Source organism: Paraburkholderia sp. D1E, from assembly GCF_052682275.1.
Window position 1 is genome coordinate 8,444,556 of sequence record NZ_JBQYMB010000001.1, and the last position, 13,039, is coordinate 8,457,594.

Annotated in this window: 11 protein-coding genes and 1 pseudogene; 7 read left to right on the forward strand and 5 right to left on the reverse strand. The window is 58.4% G+C overall.

Annotated features, from left to right (window positions below; genetic code table 11):
* Positions 1–164: 164 nt before the first annotated feature.
* Positions 165–1,025, forward strand: a complete 861-nt coding sequence (locus ACUN0E_RS37990; protein WP_408216363.1) for a hydroxymethylpyrimidine/phosphomethylpyrimidine kinase — start codon at positions 165–167, stop codon at positions 1,023–1,025.
* Positions 1,026–1,412: 387 nt separating this feature from the next.
* Complete coding sequence (locus ACUN0E_RS37995; RefSeq protein WP_445569842.1) at positions 1,413–2,627, forward strand: chondroitin 4-O-sulfotransferase; 1,215 nt, start codon at positions 1,413–1,415, stop codon at positions 2,625–2,627.
* A 136-nt stretch (positions 2,628–2,763) separates the two neighbouring features.
* Here ACUN0E_RS37995 and groL read toward each other — a convergent pair whose 3' ends face one another.
* Together groL and groES are read right to left on the reverse strand one after the other, a co-directional pair.
* On the reverse strand, positions 2,764–4,404 hold the full coding sequence (groL, locus tag ACUN0E_RS38000) for a chaperonin GroEL (protein ID WP_408225805.1): 1,641 nt from the start codon (positions 4,402–4,404) through the stop codon (positions 2,764–2,766).
* Between the two features lie 52 nt (positions 4,405–4,456).
* A complete protein-coding gene (gene groES, locus ACUN0E_RS38005) occupies positions 4,457–4,747 on the reverse strand; it encodes a co-chaperone GroES (protein ID WP_007178996.1) in 291 nt (96 codons plus the stop codon).
* A gap of 556 nt (positions 4,748–5,303) precedes the next feature.
* On the opposite strand from groES, the gene ACUN0E_RS38010 reads away from it, so the two are divergent.
* Positions 5,304–5,762, forward strand: a complete 459-nt coding sequence (locus ACUN0E_RS38010) for a hypothetical protein (protein ID WP_445569843.1) — start codon at positions 5,304–5,306, stop codon at positions 5,760–5,762.
* Positions 5,759–6,463 carry a TniB family NTP-binding protein gene (locus ACUN0E_RS38015; protein WP_445569844.1) on the forward strand — a complete coding sequence of 235 codons (705 nt, stop codon included), beginning with the start codon at positions 5,759–5,761 and terminating at the stop codon, positions 6,461–6,463. The genes ACUN0E_RS38010 and ACUN0E_RS38015 overlap by 4 nt, the downstream gene beginning before the upstream one ends.
* 102 nt (positions 6,464–6,565) lie before the next feature.
* On the opposite strand, the gene ACUN0E_RS38020 is transcribed toward ACUN0E_RS38015, so the two are convergent.
* Both ACUN0E_RS38020 and ACUN0E_RS38025 read right to left on the reverse strand, forming a co-directional pair.
* Positions 6,566–7,534 (reverse strand): alpha/beta hydrolase, encoded by a 969-nt coding sequence (locus tag ACUN0E_RS38020; RefSeq protein WP_445569845.1) that lies wholly within the window; start codon positions 7,532–7,534, stop codon positions 6,566–6,568.
* 62 nt (positions 7,535–7,596) lie between these two features.
* A complete protein-coding gene (locus ACUN0E_RS38025) occupies positions 7,597–8,601 on the reverse strand; it encodes an alpha/beta hydrolase (RefSeq protein WP_445569846.1) in 1,005 nt (334 codons plus the stop codon).
* A 243-nt stretch (positions 8,602–8,844) separates the two neighbouring features.
* On the opposite strand from ACUN0E_RS38025, the gene ACUN0E_RS38030 reads away from it, so the two are divergent.
* The 3 genes from ACUN0E_RS38030 to ACUN0E_RS38040 all read left to right on the forward strand — a co-directional run bounded on the left by ACUN0E_RS38030 (position 8,845) and on the right by ACUN0E_RS38040 (position 11,129).
* Positions 8,845–9,726 (forward strand): NmrA family NAD(P)-binding protein, encoded by an 882-nt coding sequence (locus ACUN0E_RS38030; RefSeq protein ID WP_445569847.1) that lies wholly within the window; start codon positions 8,845–8,847, stop codon positions 9,724–9,726.
* Between the two features lie 44 nt (positions 9,727–9,770).
* Positions 9,771–10,502: a GNAT family N-acetyltransferase gene (locus ACUN0E_RS38035; protein ID WP_445569848.1), complete on the forward strand. Its 732-nt coding sequence runs from the start codon at positions 9,771–9,773 to the stop codon at positions 10,500–10,502.
* A gap of 120 nt (positions 10,503–10,622) precedes the next feature.
* Entirely contained in the window at positions 10,623–11,129 is a 507-nt protein-coding gene (locus ACUN0E_RS38040; RefSeq protein WP_445569849.1) for a TetR/AcrR family transcriptional regulator, read from the forward strand.
* Between the two features lie 869 nt (positions 11,130–11,998).
* Here the strand turns inward: ACUN0E_RS38040 and ACUN0E_RS38045 are convergent.
* A pseudogene (locus tag ACUN0E_RS38045) lies at positions 11,999–12,721 on the reverse strand (MFS transporter); the annotation flags it as partial.
* Positions 12,722–13,039 lie beyond the last annotated feature (318 nt).

The following is a 13,039-nucleotide window of genomic DNA, read 5'->3' on the forward strand; positions in this document are numbered from 1 at the left end:
GTGCTTGCGGCGTAGTGTCGCTGCGTGGCTGCAGCTTACATCGCCTCCTGCTTGCCACAACATGCCGAAGAATGCGAAAAACCGCCTTCACAACGGTTTAGGCCGCATAATTGAGTCGATTGCGCACTCTCTGCGCCTAAATACAGCTCCTTTTGTAAATTTTCATGCCCAGCGACACACCCCCGATCGTCCTCACCTTCGGCCTTTCCGATCCCACCGGTGGCTCCGGACTGCAAGCCGACCTGATGACCCTTGCCAGCATGGGCTGCCATGGTGTTTCCGTGCTCACGGGCTATACCGTACGCGACTCGGCAAGCTGCGATGAAGTCACCGGGCTCGACCCCGAAGTAGTCGCGACCCAGGCCCGGATGCTGCTCGAAGACATGCCGATTGCCGCGTTCAAGGTCGGCGCATGCACGCGCGCGGAAGTCGTAAGCGCAATTGCGGAGGTCGTAGCCGATTACGACGACATCCCGCTGATCCTCGCTCCCGACTTCACGCTTGACGACGAACATGTGCTCGCCGCCGACGAACTACGCGAAGCGATCGCCGACCTGCTGGCGCCGCAAACCACCTTGCTGGTCGCCGATTCGGCCACGCTGCTCGCCCTCGCCCAGCCGGACGGCGACGCCGAAGCGCCGAGCCTCGATGCGGCGATCTCGCATCTGCTGTCGCAGGGCTGCGAGTACATTCTGTCGACGGAAACCGGCACGCACCGGCTCGTCAACACGCTGTTCAGCGAAGACGGCCAGCTGCGTCAGGATATGTGGGACCGCGGCAGCCACCGGATCATGGGCATCACGGATACTCTCGGTGCTGCGATTGCCGCCTTGCTGGCCAACGGCCAGGAGCCGGCGGAGGCCGTGCGCGAGGCGCAGGAGTATCTGTATCAGGCGATGCGCAACGCATTCCGGCCGGGAATGGGCGCGTATCTGCCGGACCGCTTCTTCTGGGCCCGCAGCAGCGACGACGAAACGCCACCCGCGGCCGGTAAGGACGCGGCGCCGGGCGAAGCACGGCATTGATGGTTTGATCGGCTGGGGCGCGACTCCTTCACGCCCCAGCTCAGAAACTGCTCGCACAGTCTCGCTGACCGGCCTTGCCCGCAGGCGAGGCCGCGCGCTCCAACCTACTCCCTGTGTGTATCAAGCCAGCCACTTCAACTGCCGCGCGCCTTCGCGCAACTGACCGACGACGCCCTCGCATGAGCCAGTCGACGCATCGGGACATTGATATCCCGATGCGAAACACATGACGTTCTCCCTGTTAGTTGCGGCTGTCCCGGGAAGGGGCCTTACTCAACTCCAAGCCGCAAACCGTGCGCCGACACATTACCGTCGTAATTAAATGTTACTGAAGCATCGTCGTCATGGAAGTAGGATGGTCATTTCATCTTTACGTATATTAAATCCATGCGTCCGCCGATCTTCTTCATCCATCCACCTAAAAGTGGAGGATCCACGGTTATCTCTTTTTTTGATTTAAATAAAGGAAAGGATCAATTCGTCAATTTCGTGTGGGAAAAGGACAATAATTGGGACAATAGCCGAGCCAAACTCTGGGAATCAGGTGTTGGTGGCGGGCATCAGATCTATGGCATTCATCGCGGCCTGAAAGCGCCGCTGACTTACTGCACGATCTTGCGCGATCCGCTTGCCCGGCAAATGTCGCACTATTGGTATGCGGTCAATGGCAAAAACGGGGAAGTCGGCCGCGGCGCCAGTCTTTCTGCGGTCGAGGCGCTAGCGGGCTGCGGCGAGATTTCGCTAGATGAGTGGGTCAGCGAATCGTATGGCGGCCGAAATCTCTTCGTTCATATGCTCAGTGGCCACCCGACGGTAGACGCGAGCAGCCTTGAGGCTGCTCGATTCAATCTTCGCCGCCACATCAAGGTGGCAGGTGCATGCGAAGATATGAGCGGCTTCTTGCTGCGCTTATGTGGAAAGACAGACTTAAAGCTGCCCTTTTATATCGAGACAAACAAGACCGGTAATTCACCGCGAGACAGGAGCAAACTGAGTGAATGGGCGCGACAGAAATTTATAGAAGAAAACCAGCTCGATTACACATTATTCAATGAAGTCACGAAAGACATCGACCGCGAGGTCCAAGCTGCCGAGGGCCCTTTCTCCAACGCCATAGAATTAGTGCGTAGCGTACAGGCCGAGATTAACAAACTTGAGAATCCGTATCTTCATGCGTCGACAATATTCGGCTTCGATGCGGGGTACCTGGCCAAGGTACGAAACGTCATTGCCGAATTCGATCTGCGGCTAATCGAAGAATACATAGCGTTCGAGCGGGGCCGCGAGGCGGATCTGTTCGACATGCATGAGGGATTTGTCGATGCCGTTCACGACGGCGTCGTATCGGGTTGGGCGGTCAACCTACATCACCCCGAGGAAAAAGTGCTCATCGAAGTCCGCGTAGGGGACGAGGTCGTGGCCACAGGGTGGAGCGGCGCGCATCGGCCTGACGTGTCCGAAGCCGGCTACGGCACTGCCTACGCAGGATTCTCCGTTCGATTACCGGACCAGGCCCTGGATGGATTTCACGTGACCATCGCGCATTCTCACGAGCCGCTGCACAACGGCGGGACTTGGCGGCAAGGCTGGCATCCCGCTTGATCCTTAACAAGGCGCCCTGAAGAACAAGGGCATAAAAAAACCCGCATTTCTGCGGGTTTTTTCATTTGGGAAGCACGCCTCACGGCGCACTTCCCCATGTGTTTCCAACTGAGCCTCGAACGAGGCCCAACCGAAATTACATGTCCATGCCCATGCCGCCCATGCCGCCGGGCATACCGCCGCCCATCGGACCATCTTCCTTCGGCAGTTCGCAAACAGCTGCGTCGGTGGTCAACAGCAGGCCAGCGACCGAAGCTGCGTTTTGCAGCGCCGTGCGCGTAACCTTCGTCGGGTCCACGACACCTGCGTCAACCAGGTCGACGTACTCGCCGGTTGCCGCGTTGTAGCCGTAGTTGCCCGTGCCAGCTGCAACAGCTGCCACCACGACGCTGGCTTCTTCGCCACCGTTCGTGACGATCTGGCGCAGCGGCTCTTCCATCGCGCGCAGCACGATCTTGATACCGGCGTCCTGATCGGCGTTAGCGCCCTTCAGACCAACGATAGCCGAACGTGCGCGGATCAGCGCGACGCCGCCGCCAGCAACGATGCCTTCTTCCACAGCTGCGCGCGTTGCGTGCAGTGCGTCTTCGACACGTGCCTTCTTTTCCTTCATTTCGACTTCGGTCGCAGCACCAACCTTGATCACTGCAACACCGCCAGCCAGCTTGGCGACGCGTTCCTGCAGCTTTTCACGGTCGTAGTCCGACGTAGCTTCTTCGATTTGCGTGCGAACTTGCTTCACACGTGCTTCGATGGTTGCAGCTTCGCCAGCGCCGTCGATGATCGTCGTGTTTTCCTTGCCCACTTCGATACGCTTCGCTTGACCCAGTTCAGCCAGCGATGCCTTTTCGAGCGTCAGGCCGGTTTCTTCAGCGATGACTTGGCCGCCGGTCAGGACAGCGATGTCTTCCAGCATGGCCTTACGACGATCGCCAAAGCCCGGAGCCTTGACAGCAACAGTCTTCAGGATGCCGCGGATGTTGTTCACAACCAGCGTAGCCAGCGCTTCGCCTTCGACGTCTTCTGCGATGATCAGCAGCGGACGGCCAGCCTTGGCGACTTGTTCCAGTACCGGCAGCAGATCACGGATGTTCGAAACCTTCTTGTCGTGCAGCAGCACGAACGGGTTTTCGAGCACAGCAACTTGCTTGTCCGGGTTGTTGATGAAGTACGGCGACAGGTAGCCGCGGTCGAATTGCATACCTTCGACAACGTCCAGCTCGTCTTGCAGCGACTTGCCGTCTTCAACCGTGATCACGCCTTCCTTGCCGACCTTGTCCATCGCTTCAGCGATGCGGTCACCGATCGACGAATCGCTGTTTGCCGAAATCGCGCCAACTTGAGCGATTTCCTTGTTGGTCGTGCACGGCTTGCTGATCTTGCGCAGTTCTTCGATCGCGGCCGTCACAGCCTTGTCGATACCGCGCTTCAGGTCCATCGGGTTCATGCCCGATGCAACGTACTTCATGCCTTCGCGGACGATCGACTGAGCCAGAACCGTTGCGGTCGTGGTGCCGTCACCTGCGTTGTCGCTGGTCCTGGAAGCCACTTCCTTGACCATTTGCGCGCCCATGTTCTGGAGCTTGTCTTTCAGTTCGATCTCTTTCGCGACCGAAACACCGTCCTTCGTGATCGTCGGGCCGCCGAAGCTGCGTTCCAGGACAACGTTGCGACCCTTCGGGCCCAGCGTGACCTTCACAGCGTTCGCGAGGATGTTCACGCCTTCAACCATCTTGGCACGGGCGGAATCACCGAATACGACGTCTTTAGCTGCCATCTTCTAACTCCTTGAATTCTTGGGATATAGCCGGGGAAGTAGCGACCAGCGCTTACTTCTGCACCACGGCCATGATGTCTTCTTCACGCATCACGAGCAGTTCGTTGCCGTCGACCTTGACGGTCTGGCCTGCGTATTTGCCGAACAGGACGCGGTCACCAACTTTCACGTCGAGTGCGATTTGTGCACCCTTGTCGTCGCGCTTGCCCGGGCCGACTGCCAGAATTTCGCCTTGATCCGGCTTTTCTGCTGCGGCTTCGGGGATCACGATGCCCGACGCAGTCTTGGTTTCTTGATCCAGACGTTTGACGATCACGCGATCATGCAAAGGACGAAGGTTCATACATACTCCTCTCTTGATTGAGACTGAAGAACGCTGAGAAAACCCGGCTGGCTGAGCCAACCGGCGATGTTGTTAGCACTCTCGTGCAGCGAGTGCTAATTATATGGACGGGTGGTGACAAATTCAAGAAGGGATCTCGCTTTGGTTGTCGATGTCGAGATTCGCTTAACTTTGGACTTTGTTCACTTAAGTTTGAACTCGGAACATACATTCCGACACGGCGGTGACACGCATTTTTCATAACAAACAACCACTTAGCATCGAAAATTCTATTTCGTGGTAGCCCGCGTGCCATACGAGACTGAACAGCAACCGGTCACAAAACTTCACGATCAACGTTCAACTTAGGGTAAACCCTGAATCGGTCACATTCATCAGTCACGCTCTGGAAACTCGAAAACCATGATACGGCCAGCGGCCGCCATGCTACCGCCCTCTGTGTCAGAGCAGATCACCGTTCAGTTGCTCGATCAAGTCATCACCGCGGAATGGTAACGGTGAATCATGCCGGGGTAGTTCACGAATGGATCCAGTACGCCGGCGATGAACTGGTCAAATGCGCCGCGAGATCGGGACGAACTTCAGAACGACGATGACCGCCAACCCCTACGAACTCGGCAGCATCTTTGTGCAGCATCCAAAGACGGGGCACTGGGTTTGCGTCCCGGCCAAAGACGAGGAATACGCAACAGGTCTTTCTCGCACCCAGCACCGGCTGATCCGCGCGGCAGCAGGACAGAAGCTGACAATAGCAAATGCGGAAAGGAGACTCCGCCGCGCTCGCCTCGAGTTGCAGGATCACTGGGCGGCAGCGATTCGCAGCGGAAGGAAAATCAAACGAGGGGCTCGTGATCTGGCGCTGTTCCAAGGCCTGAGCTCATCAGTTTCGTCGAGGCAGGCTTCCGACCGCTCGTTGCAGACGGACATGTCTTCAAGGCTCATCTCCGAAGACGATGCGATCGAACTCGACAGGCCCATCCCGACTTTTGAAGCTTTTTCCGAGGAGGCAATATGAGCTACAGCGACAAGGCGCTCCAGGTCGGCACGCTAATTTCCCAGATCAGGGTGCACCACACATCGTTCAAGGAAACCCTTGATGGCGACGGACGGATTATCCAGCTTGGAAACCATTTGCGGCAACCAGTCGGGGCAAGCGTAATTGCGCCAGCCGGCGCTGGCAAGTCGCTCCTTATCGAATGCGTTCAAAAGAATGTGTGCTCATGGTCTTTTCTCCGCGAGAACAGTGTGCTCGTCGCATCATTAAAGGAGGCGCCCACGGTGGCGCAAATCCAGGACGATCTGCTGGAAAACTTCAGTTATGCCATTTCACCACGCTCGCGGTCGCAAACCAATGCAGTTCTCTTCAATGTGCTCGCAGAAGCGATCGACCAGCACGACATCCGTCTGATTGCCCTCGACGAATATCAACACGTTTTCCTCGCACGCAAAGTCGAGGTTCACGTGGCAATCTTTGACTGGACAAAACGCCTGATGTCCCGAACGAAGCGGCCGGTATTGCTATCAGGCACGGAGACACTGCGCGCAATCGAGACGGCCGATCCGCAATTGTCTACCCGGATCCCAACCGTTTTCAGTTGTATAACGACGCATTTTTTCGCCTCGCAATATGCCCGTTTTGCCCCAGTGCTTGGGCCCCAAAGTCGCTCGACCCAACTGGGACAACCGGTGTCCCTGTGGTCGATGTCCGTTCTTTGAGTGCAAGTGTCATTGAAGACTCGCGTGAGCCTCCGTTACGCCGCCATTTTTCTTCGCCCCACAAAACGGAGCCGGGAGTAATCCGGACAGTGTATGTCACGATCATGCGAGATCAACGGTACGCACGAACTTCAGCAGTTGGTCGCTGACCTCGGCGGCGGCCTCATGTTGTACCCAATGCCCCACGTTATCGAGTTCGAGTCCTCCGACAAGGCCCGGTAAGCCGGCGCGAAGGTCGTCGATGCTAAGCGGATATAACTCTCTCAGACCGTCCGCCTTGCCCCAGATAAAAAACGACGGCTGAACGATCTTCGCGCCCTTCCACGGAGCGGACAAGGCGAAATACGGCTCCGCCGCGCGGTAGTAATTCAATCCTCCGTGGAAACCGGTGCGCTCAAATTCCGCGATGTTATGCGCGACGTAGTCCGTGGGCGCCCACGAAGGCAACGGTCCGGGGGCTGCACGATAAAGACTCCGAGCCGGATCCATTGGACTCCACTGCTGGCCGGCTGGCGCAGTACCCGATGCCCAATACAGAATGCCGGGAATGGTCACCGCGGCGTTGGCCCAGATTTCGTCGGCGTCAGGCCGAATTTGCTCGAACATATAGAACTTGTTCTGATGCCCTGCCTTTCGCATTCTGTCGAAAACACTGACGTCTCCGCGCGGCACGAAAGGGACACTGAGGCAGAATACCGCCGCGAATCGGTCCGGGCGCATCAACGCCGCGTTCCACGCATGCGTCGCACCCCAGTCATGACCGACAAGGATGGCGCGGGGAATCTCCAGCGCATCGAGCAGACCGATCAGGTCGCCTGTTGTGTGCAACGGTGTGTACAGGTTTGCGTCGGCCGGAGCCGAGCTTCGCCCGTAACCACGCATATCCGGGGCAATGGCCCGATATCCCGCCGACGCAATAGCCTTCATCTGCCCGCGCCACGTATAGGAGGTGTCCGGAAAACCGTGGCAAAACAGCACGGCTGGCCCCTCCCCTTGCTCCGTCACGTGCAAGGTAATGCCATTGGTTTCGATGTCGTATTGCTTGATGCCATCGCTGTTCGATGCGTTCATTTCATTCAACTCCTTTAGTCGATGTGTAGGACCCGCTGCGGGTCAGGATGTGTCCGTGATGGCTACGACAGTGCCTTCGCCTCGAGCCAGGAGCGGATTGCCTGGACGAGTTCGACCTTGCGTTCGAGCGGAAGCCAGTGGCCTGCGTCCAGCGTCGCCACAGACAGATCCGAGCAGGCGTTTCGCATGGGGCCGCCGAGCGCGCTGCGGGTGATGTCGCAGATGCCATCGAATTCGCCGTTCACGAACAGAACGGGCTGGCTCAGGCGGCCGCTGTCGGGCGCGGTTCGAGCGTAGGCGATGTTGGCGTCATCGTTCAGATACCAACTGTTACCCGGACGAAAACCGGTCACACGGAACGCATCAACCAGGGCGTCGAAATCAGCGGACGGCCAGAGCGCGGCGTCCCGCGCCACCGCCGGCGCGCGATGTGCCGACCCGAACCAGCCTCCATTGCGCGAGACCAACGCAGAGCGATAAATCTGGCCCACGGACTTCGGGTCTCCAGACCGATAGATCGCCGCCAGGGACGCCGCTATGTCGGCGTTGAAGTCGGTCACGGTCTGATCGAAATGTGTGGGATAGAAGCGGTAGTAGTCCCATTGCCCGTCCGGATACTGGTCGGCGGGATAGAGCGTCCGATCGACCAGGGGCAGCAGACTGCGCAACCCGAAGCTCTCGGGCATATACGGAACGGAGACGAATACAACCGCACGGCTGCGCTTCGCGTGATGCGCAGTGAGCGCCCCGGCCACCGGGCTTCCGAGGTCGTGTCCCACCCATATTGCCGGACTCGCGCCCAGATGGTCATGAAGCTCGACCATGTCGTCAACGATCTCTTTGAGCGCATAGGCATCGGGCGCGCCCGGTGTCGACGAGCCGCCGTATCCGCGCATGTCCGGCGCAATGCAGCGCCAGCCCTCCGACGCGAAAGCCTCGATCTGCACGCGCCACATCAGACCGACGCCGGGCCAGCCGTGAAGGAAGATCATCAATGGTCCCTCGGCGGGTCCGGCCTCCCAATAGCGCGTGGAATGGCGGGGTGAGGCGAAGGTGTGGGCGATCATGGCAGGAGCATTCTCCGATGTGCGGTCGTCCGGGAAGGACGCGGTCTTCGAATCCGATTTGCAACGTGCGTTTGCGGTCGCAGCTTAACGCGCTTGCCGCCCGCGTTGAGCGCGACATTCTGCAAAAGACTAGGGCGAAACTATCATCAATCCTCGATCAGGATTACGACTATACTCCAGTTCAGATCCGGTGACCGAAGTGTTCATCACCGTCCCAGTTAATGAATTGAACGGAGCTTTCAAATGGCTTTTCGTAAATTTTTTATCGCAGGTGCGACTGGCGACACGGGCGGAGCAGCGACAACCGCCCTTTTGGCTGCAGGCGAACAGGTACGAACCCTCGTTCGACGCGAGGACGCCCGTTCAGAGCGGCTACGCGCACAGGGCGTCGAAGTGCTGGTTGGCGATCTCTCGGATATCGACGACGTCTCACGCGCTCTTCAAGGCATCTCATCGGCCTATTTCGTTTATCCGATCGAATCGGGCGGGATAGCGGCTAGCGCTTCGTTCGCACAGGCTGCCCGCGAGACCGGAATCGAATCGATTGTGAACATGTCGCAGATTTCGGCCCGTCGTGAAGCGAAAAGCCATGCCGCGCGAGACCATTGGGTCTCGGAGCAAGTGTTCGACTGGGCTGGCACGCCGGTCACGCATCTGCGCCCTACGTTCTTCGCCCAATGGCTGACCTACCCGGGTCAAGTGGCGAGCATCAAAAACGATGGGGTGTTGCGCCTGCCCTTCGGCGATGGGCGCCACGCGCCGATTGCAGCCGAGGATCAGGGGCGCGTGATTGCCGCCATCCTTCGCGATCCGGCACCGCACGCGGGCAAGGTATATCCGCTGTACGGACCGATCGAGATGAATCACCATGAGATTGCGGCAGAGATGAACCTGGCGTTGGGCCGGACGGTGACATACCAACCGGTCGATCTCGACCTGTTCAAAAACCGCCTGGACACCGACGCAAAATTTAGCGATACCTTCACGCAGCATCTGCTGTCGGTTGCCGTCGATTACCAGGAAGGCATTTTCGCCGGCACCAATTCCTTCATTGAGGAATTGACCGGCACTCCGCCAATGACGGTTCAGGCATTTATCAGGAAGCACGCGGCGCTGTTTGCCTGACCGCGGTTCCACAGCAGAGAAGACGAACAAAAAAGGAGCTTGTCATGCAGTCCTCCCACATTGATGCAGCCAGTGAGATCGCAACCGAGGAATACCTCGCCAATCCCGTATGGATCGCCCTGACCGAGTCGCCTCCGGCCTTCGTCGAGCGTCACGAAGGGGGTGCCCGGTATCGCCCGGAATTTGCGCCGTTCGGGGCCGCGCAGAATTACACCGCGCAAAACGTCTCACAAGTTGCAGCGATGCTCCAGCCGGGACAGCGCCTTTCATTCTTCACGGCGGACAAACCGGACTTGCCGCCCGGCTTTGACGTGGTGCGCGAGGCGTTTGCCAATCAGATGGTTGCCACCAGGAGGTTCACCGTATCGTCCGATAAGCGGATCGCGCGACTCGGCGTCGACGACACACCTGATATGCTCCGGCTCGCCGAGCTGACGGAGCCCGGACCATTCAATCCCCGGACCAACGAACTAGGCCACTTCTTTGGCATCAGGGAAGGCGGCCAGCTGGTGGCGATGGCGGGGGAACGAATGACTGCCTGGAAGTACGTCGAAATCAGCGCCGTGTGCACGCACCCGGGGTGGCGCGGCCGAGGGTTGGGTCGACTGTTGATGGAACATCTGTCGGCAACGATCCAGGAGCGCGACAAAGTGCCATTCCTTCACGTGTTCACCAGCAACGTTTCCGCGGTTCGTCTGTATCGGGAGCTCGGCTTTCGCATTGCCAGGACGTTGCAACTGACGGCAATCGTGAGGTCGTCGGCTGACGCAAACTAATCGCTACGGTGGAAGGGCCGCGCGAGCGGCGTTGCCGATTGACTCGCAGCACAATGCATCTTTGAGACTGAAAAAATGGGGCACTCACAAGCTGACAAACTGGCCACGCATCAGCGGATTGTGCAGCTCGCCGCACGTCGTTTGCGCGAGCGCGGCATTGACGGGATTAGTGTCGGCGACATCATGAAAGAAGCCGGCTTAACCGTCGGCGGCTTCTACAAGCATTTCGAGTCGCGCGATGCGCTTGTGACGGAGGCTTTCATCCTGGCGTTGCAGGACATCGAGCATATTCAGGACACGCTCAAGACGGCGCCTCAGCGTGCGGTGAGCACCTACGTGTCAGGAAGTCATCGGAACAACGTCGGCAGAGGTTGCCCGATTTCGGCGTTGGTCAACGATATGGCGCGCGCTCCCGATGCAACCCGTGAGGTATTCACCGAACGTGTAAGTGAAATCATCAATCTGCTTGCGCAGTCTTTTTCGGAGCCGGACGCTCAGGATAAGGCGGTGATGATCTTCAGCACCTGCGTCGGTTCAATAGCACTTGCTCGCGCAGTGAAGGACCAGAGTCTGTCGAACAGGATAATCGAAGGAGCACTGGCAGAAATGCTCAAGATGTACGATTGATGCAGTGCGTAAATATCAGGTCTTATCGCACGTTTGCTCATCCCCACTTGCTCGTTGGAGAACTCGAACTCACTGTGAGCTCGGTTCGCGATAGTCGCCCACGCTACACGTGGCATCACCGAATTCGGTGATCGCACCGATGGGGGCATCATCCCCCACCAACTGCAGTTTCAGGTCCCGTCCCGAAGAGGCGAGAGGTCGCGGGGCCTCATTTAAACCGCCGGGCCGGGAGACCATAGAAAATTTGCCTATACGGACTCCCTCATCGAGCGGCTACGGCGTCTTCCGACTGATAGGGTCGGCCGAGAAATATCGCATTTGAACGGTTGGTCGACATGACGCTAAGCTACTCAGCATCAATTTACAGGCTGGGGCTGCGCGGCAACCCATTTTTCTTTGAGAATTTCAGCATGCGGGCGATAAAGCCGAAGCGTGTAGTTCCAGCAGTTCATCGTCGGCAAGCAGTTTGGGACCTTGCCATCGCAACCGCCGAACTGGACGATAACTGAGTCGTCAGCATCTTTTTTAGAAGTGGTGTTATTCAGCGAATAAGCCTTGTACTCGTTTTTCTGAAAGTAAAGGCAGCAAGTTACAGCTATCGATCACGGGCGCCGAGGCCGGGCGTTTCGCTCCGATGCGGTACGGTCGTCCGCCCGTCCTCACCATTCAACTAGGCATAGAAGGTAGCTCCATCGATATCCCGCTCGCTTCGATTCAGTGGAGACGAGGACTGACATATCTCTAAATCTGTGACGGTCCGTTGGATCGCTGCCACTACCCAGTGGGACCGTATGGATACGGCTCGCGCCTGCCCCCTTTCAAATCGGATACAGTCCATCCACGGCTACAGCCAAGCAAAATACATGAGGTCAACAACTGAGTGGAATCGCCGCACCCCGGTCCCTTCGGAGCGTTTCCGCAAGCAGCAACAGCGCAGCAGCCGAAATAGCCGCGGACCCCACCATAAACCAGGCAACCGACGACCCCTTCCCGGTAGCCGACAATAGAACCATCGTGACGATCGGCGTCGCCGCGCTGCCCAACAGTCCGGACAGCATATAGCTCACCGACAGGCCGGAATACCGGATCTGAGCGTCGAACAGTTCCGCGAGAAAGGTGGCGATCGGCCCGTAGTTGGCGGCGAATGCCGTCATCATCAGCAGGTACCCTAAAAGTGCGAAGGCATACTCGCGGGTGTCGAGTAGCCAGAAGAGCGGGAAAGCGAGCAAGGCTTCGGCGATGATGCCGCCGACAATCACTGGCTTGCGGCCGACCCGATCGGATAGCCGCCCGAAGGCTGGGAGCATCACGATGCAAAGTGCGCAGGCGATCAGCGCGATAGACAGCATCGCGTTGCGCGAAAAGCCCAGCGTTTGCGTGCCGTAGGTCAGTCCAAACGCAACGATAAGGTTGAACGACGTACCGGTCGACATCGTCGCGATGCCCCCGAGTACCACCTGTTTCCAGCGCTTGCCCAGCAACTCGGCCAACGGCACCTTGACCTGGGCGTGCGCGCTCCTGATCTTGCGGAACGACGGTGTTTCCGACGTGTTCAGTCGAACGTACAGACCGACGCCGACCAGCAGCACACTGACGAGGAACGGGAGCTGTTCGACCGCTCCCGGCGCCCGATGGAGCTCACTTCATTGGGCAAATATTTTTATCCGCGGGCGAAAGAGTTGCTGTCCCATGCGGGACGGCTCGACGACGAGACGAGAGACATTGCAGCGGGCAAGCGCGGATGGCTGGGCATCGGCTTTGTGCGATCGACGACCTTCTCCGTACTCCCCACCGCAGTGAGGAAGTTCCGGCAAGCGCTAACAAAAAGCGGGGCGAAGTAGTTGTCCATCGTGCGAGCCCGACCCCGGAGGATGAAACGTGCGCATGGGCCCGGAGTGACGTCGCACCCT

Excerpts from the sequence above, each read along its gene's own strand:
- ACUN0E_RS37990 (WP_408216363.1), top strand. The coding sequence starts at position 165 with ATGCCCAGCGACACACCCCCGATCGTCCTCACCTTCGGCCTTTCCGAT.
- ACUN0E_RS37995 (WP_445569842.1), top strand. The coding sequence starts at position 1,413 with ATGCGTCCGCCGATCTTCTTCATCCATCCACCTAAAAGTGGAGGATCC.
- groL (WP_408225805.1), bottom strand. The coding sequence starts at position 4,404 with ATGGCAGCTAAAGACGTCGTATTCGGTGATTCCGCCCGTGCCAAGATG.
- groES (WP_007178996.1), bottom strand. The coding sequence starts at position 4,747 with ATGAACCTTCGTCCTTTGCATGATCGCGTGATCGTCAAACGTCTGGAT.
- ACUN0E_RS38010 (WP_445569843.1), top strand. The coding sequence starts at position 5,304 with ATGCGCCGCGAGATCGGGACGAACTTCAGAACGACGATGACCGCCAAC.
- ACUN0E_RS38015 (WP_445569844.1), top strand. The coding sequence starts at position 5,759 with ATGAGCTACAGCGACAAGGCGCTCCAGGTCGGCACGCTAATTTCCCAG.
- ACUN0E_RS38020 (WP_445569845.1), bottom strand. The coding sequence starts at position 7,534 with ATGAACGCATCGAACAGCGATGGCATCAAGCAATACGACATCGAAACC.
- ACUN0E_RS38025 (WP_445569846.1), bottom strand. The coding sequence starts at position 8,601 with ATGATCGCCCACACCTTCGCCTCACCCCGCCATTCCACGCGCTATTGG.
- ACUN0E_RS38030 (WP_445569847.1), top strand. The coding sequence starts at position 8,845 with ATGGCTTTTCGTAAATTTTTTATCGCAGGTGCGACTGGCGACACGGGC.
- ACUN0E_RS38035 (WP_445569848.1), top strand. The coding sequence starts at position 9,771 with ATGCAGTCCTCCCACATTGATGCAGCCAGTGAGATCGCAACCGAGGAA.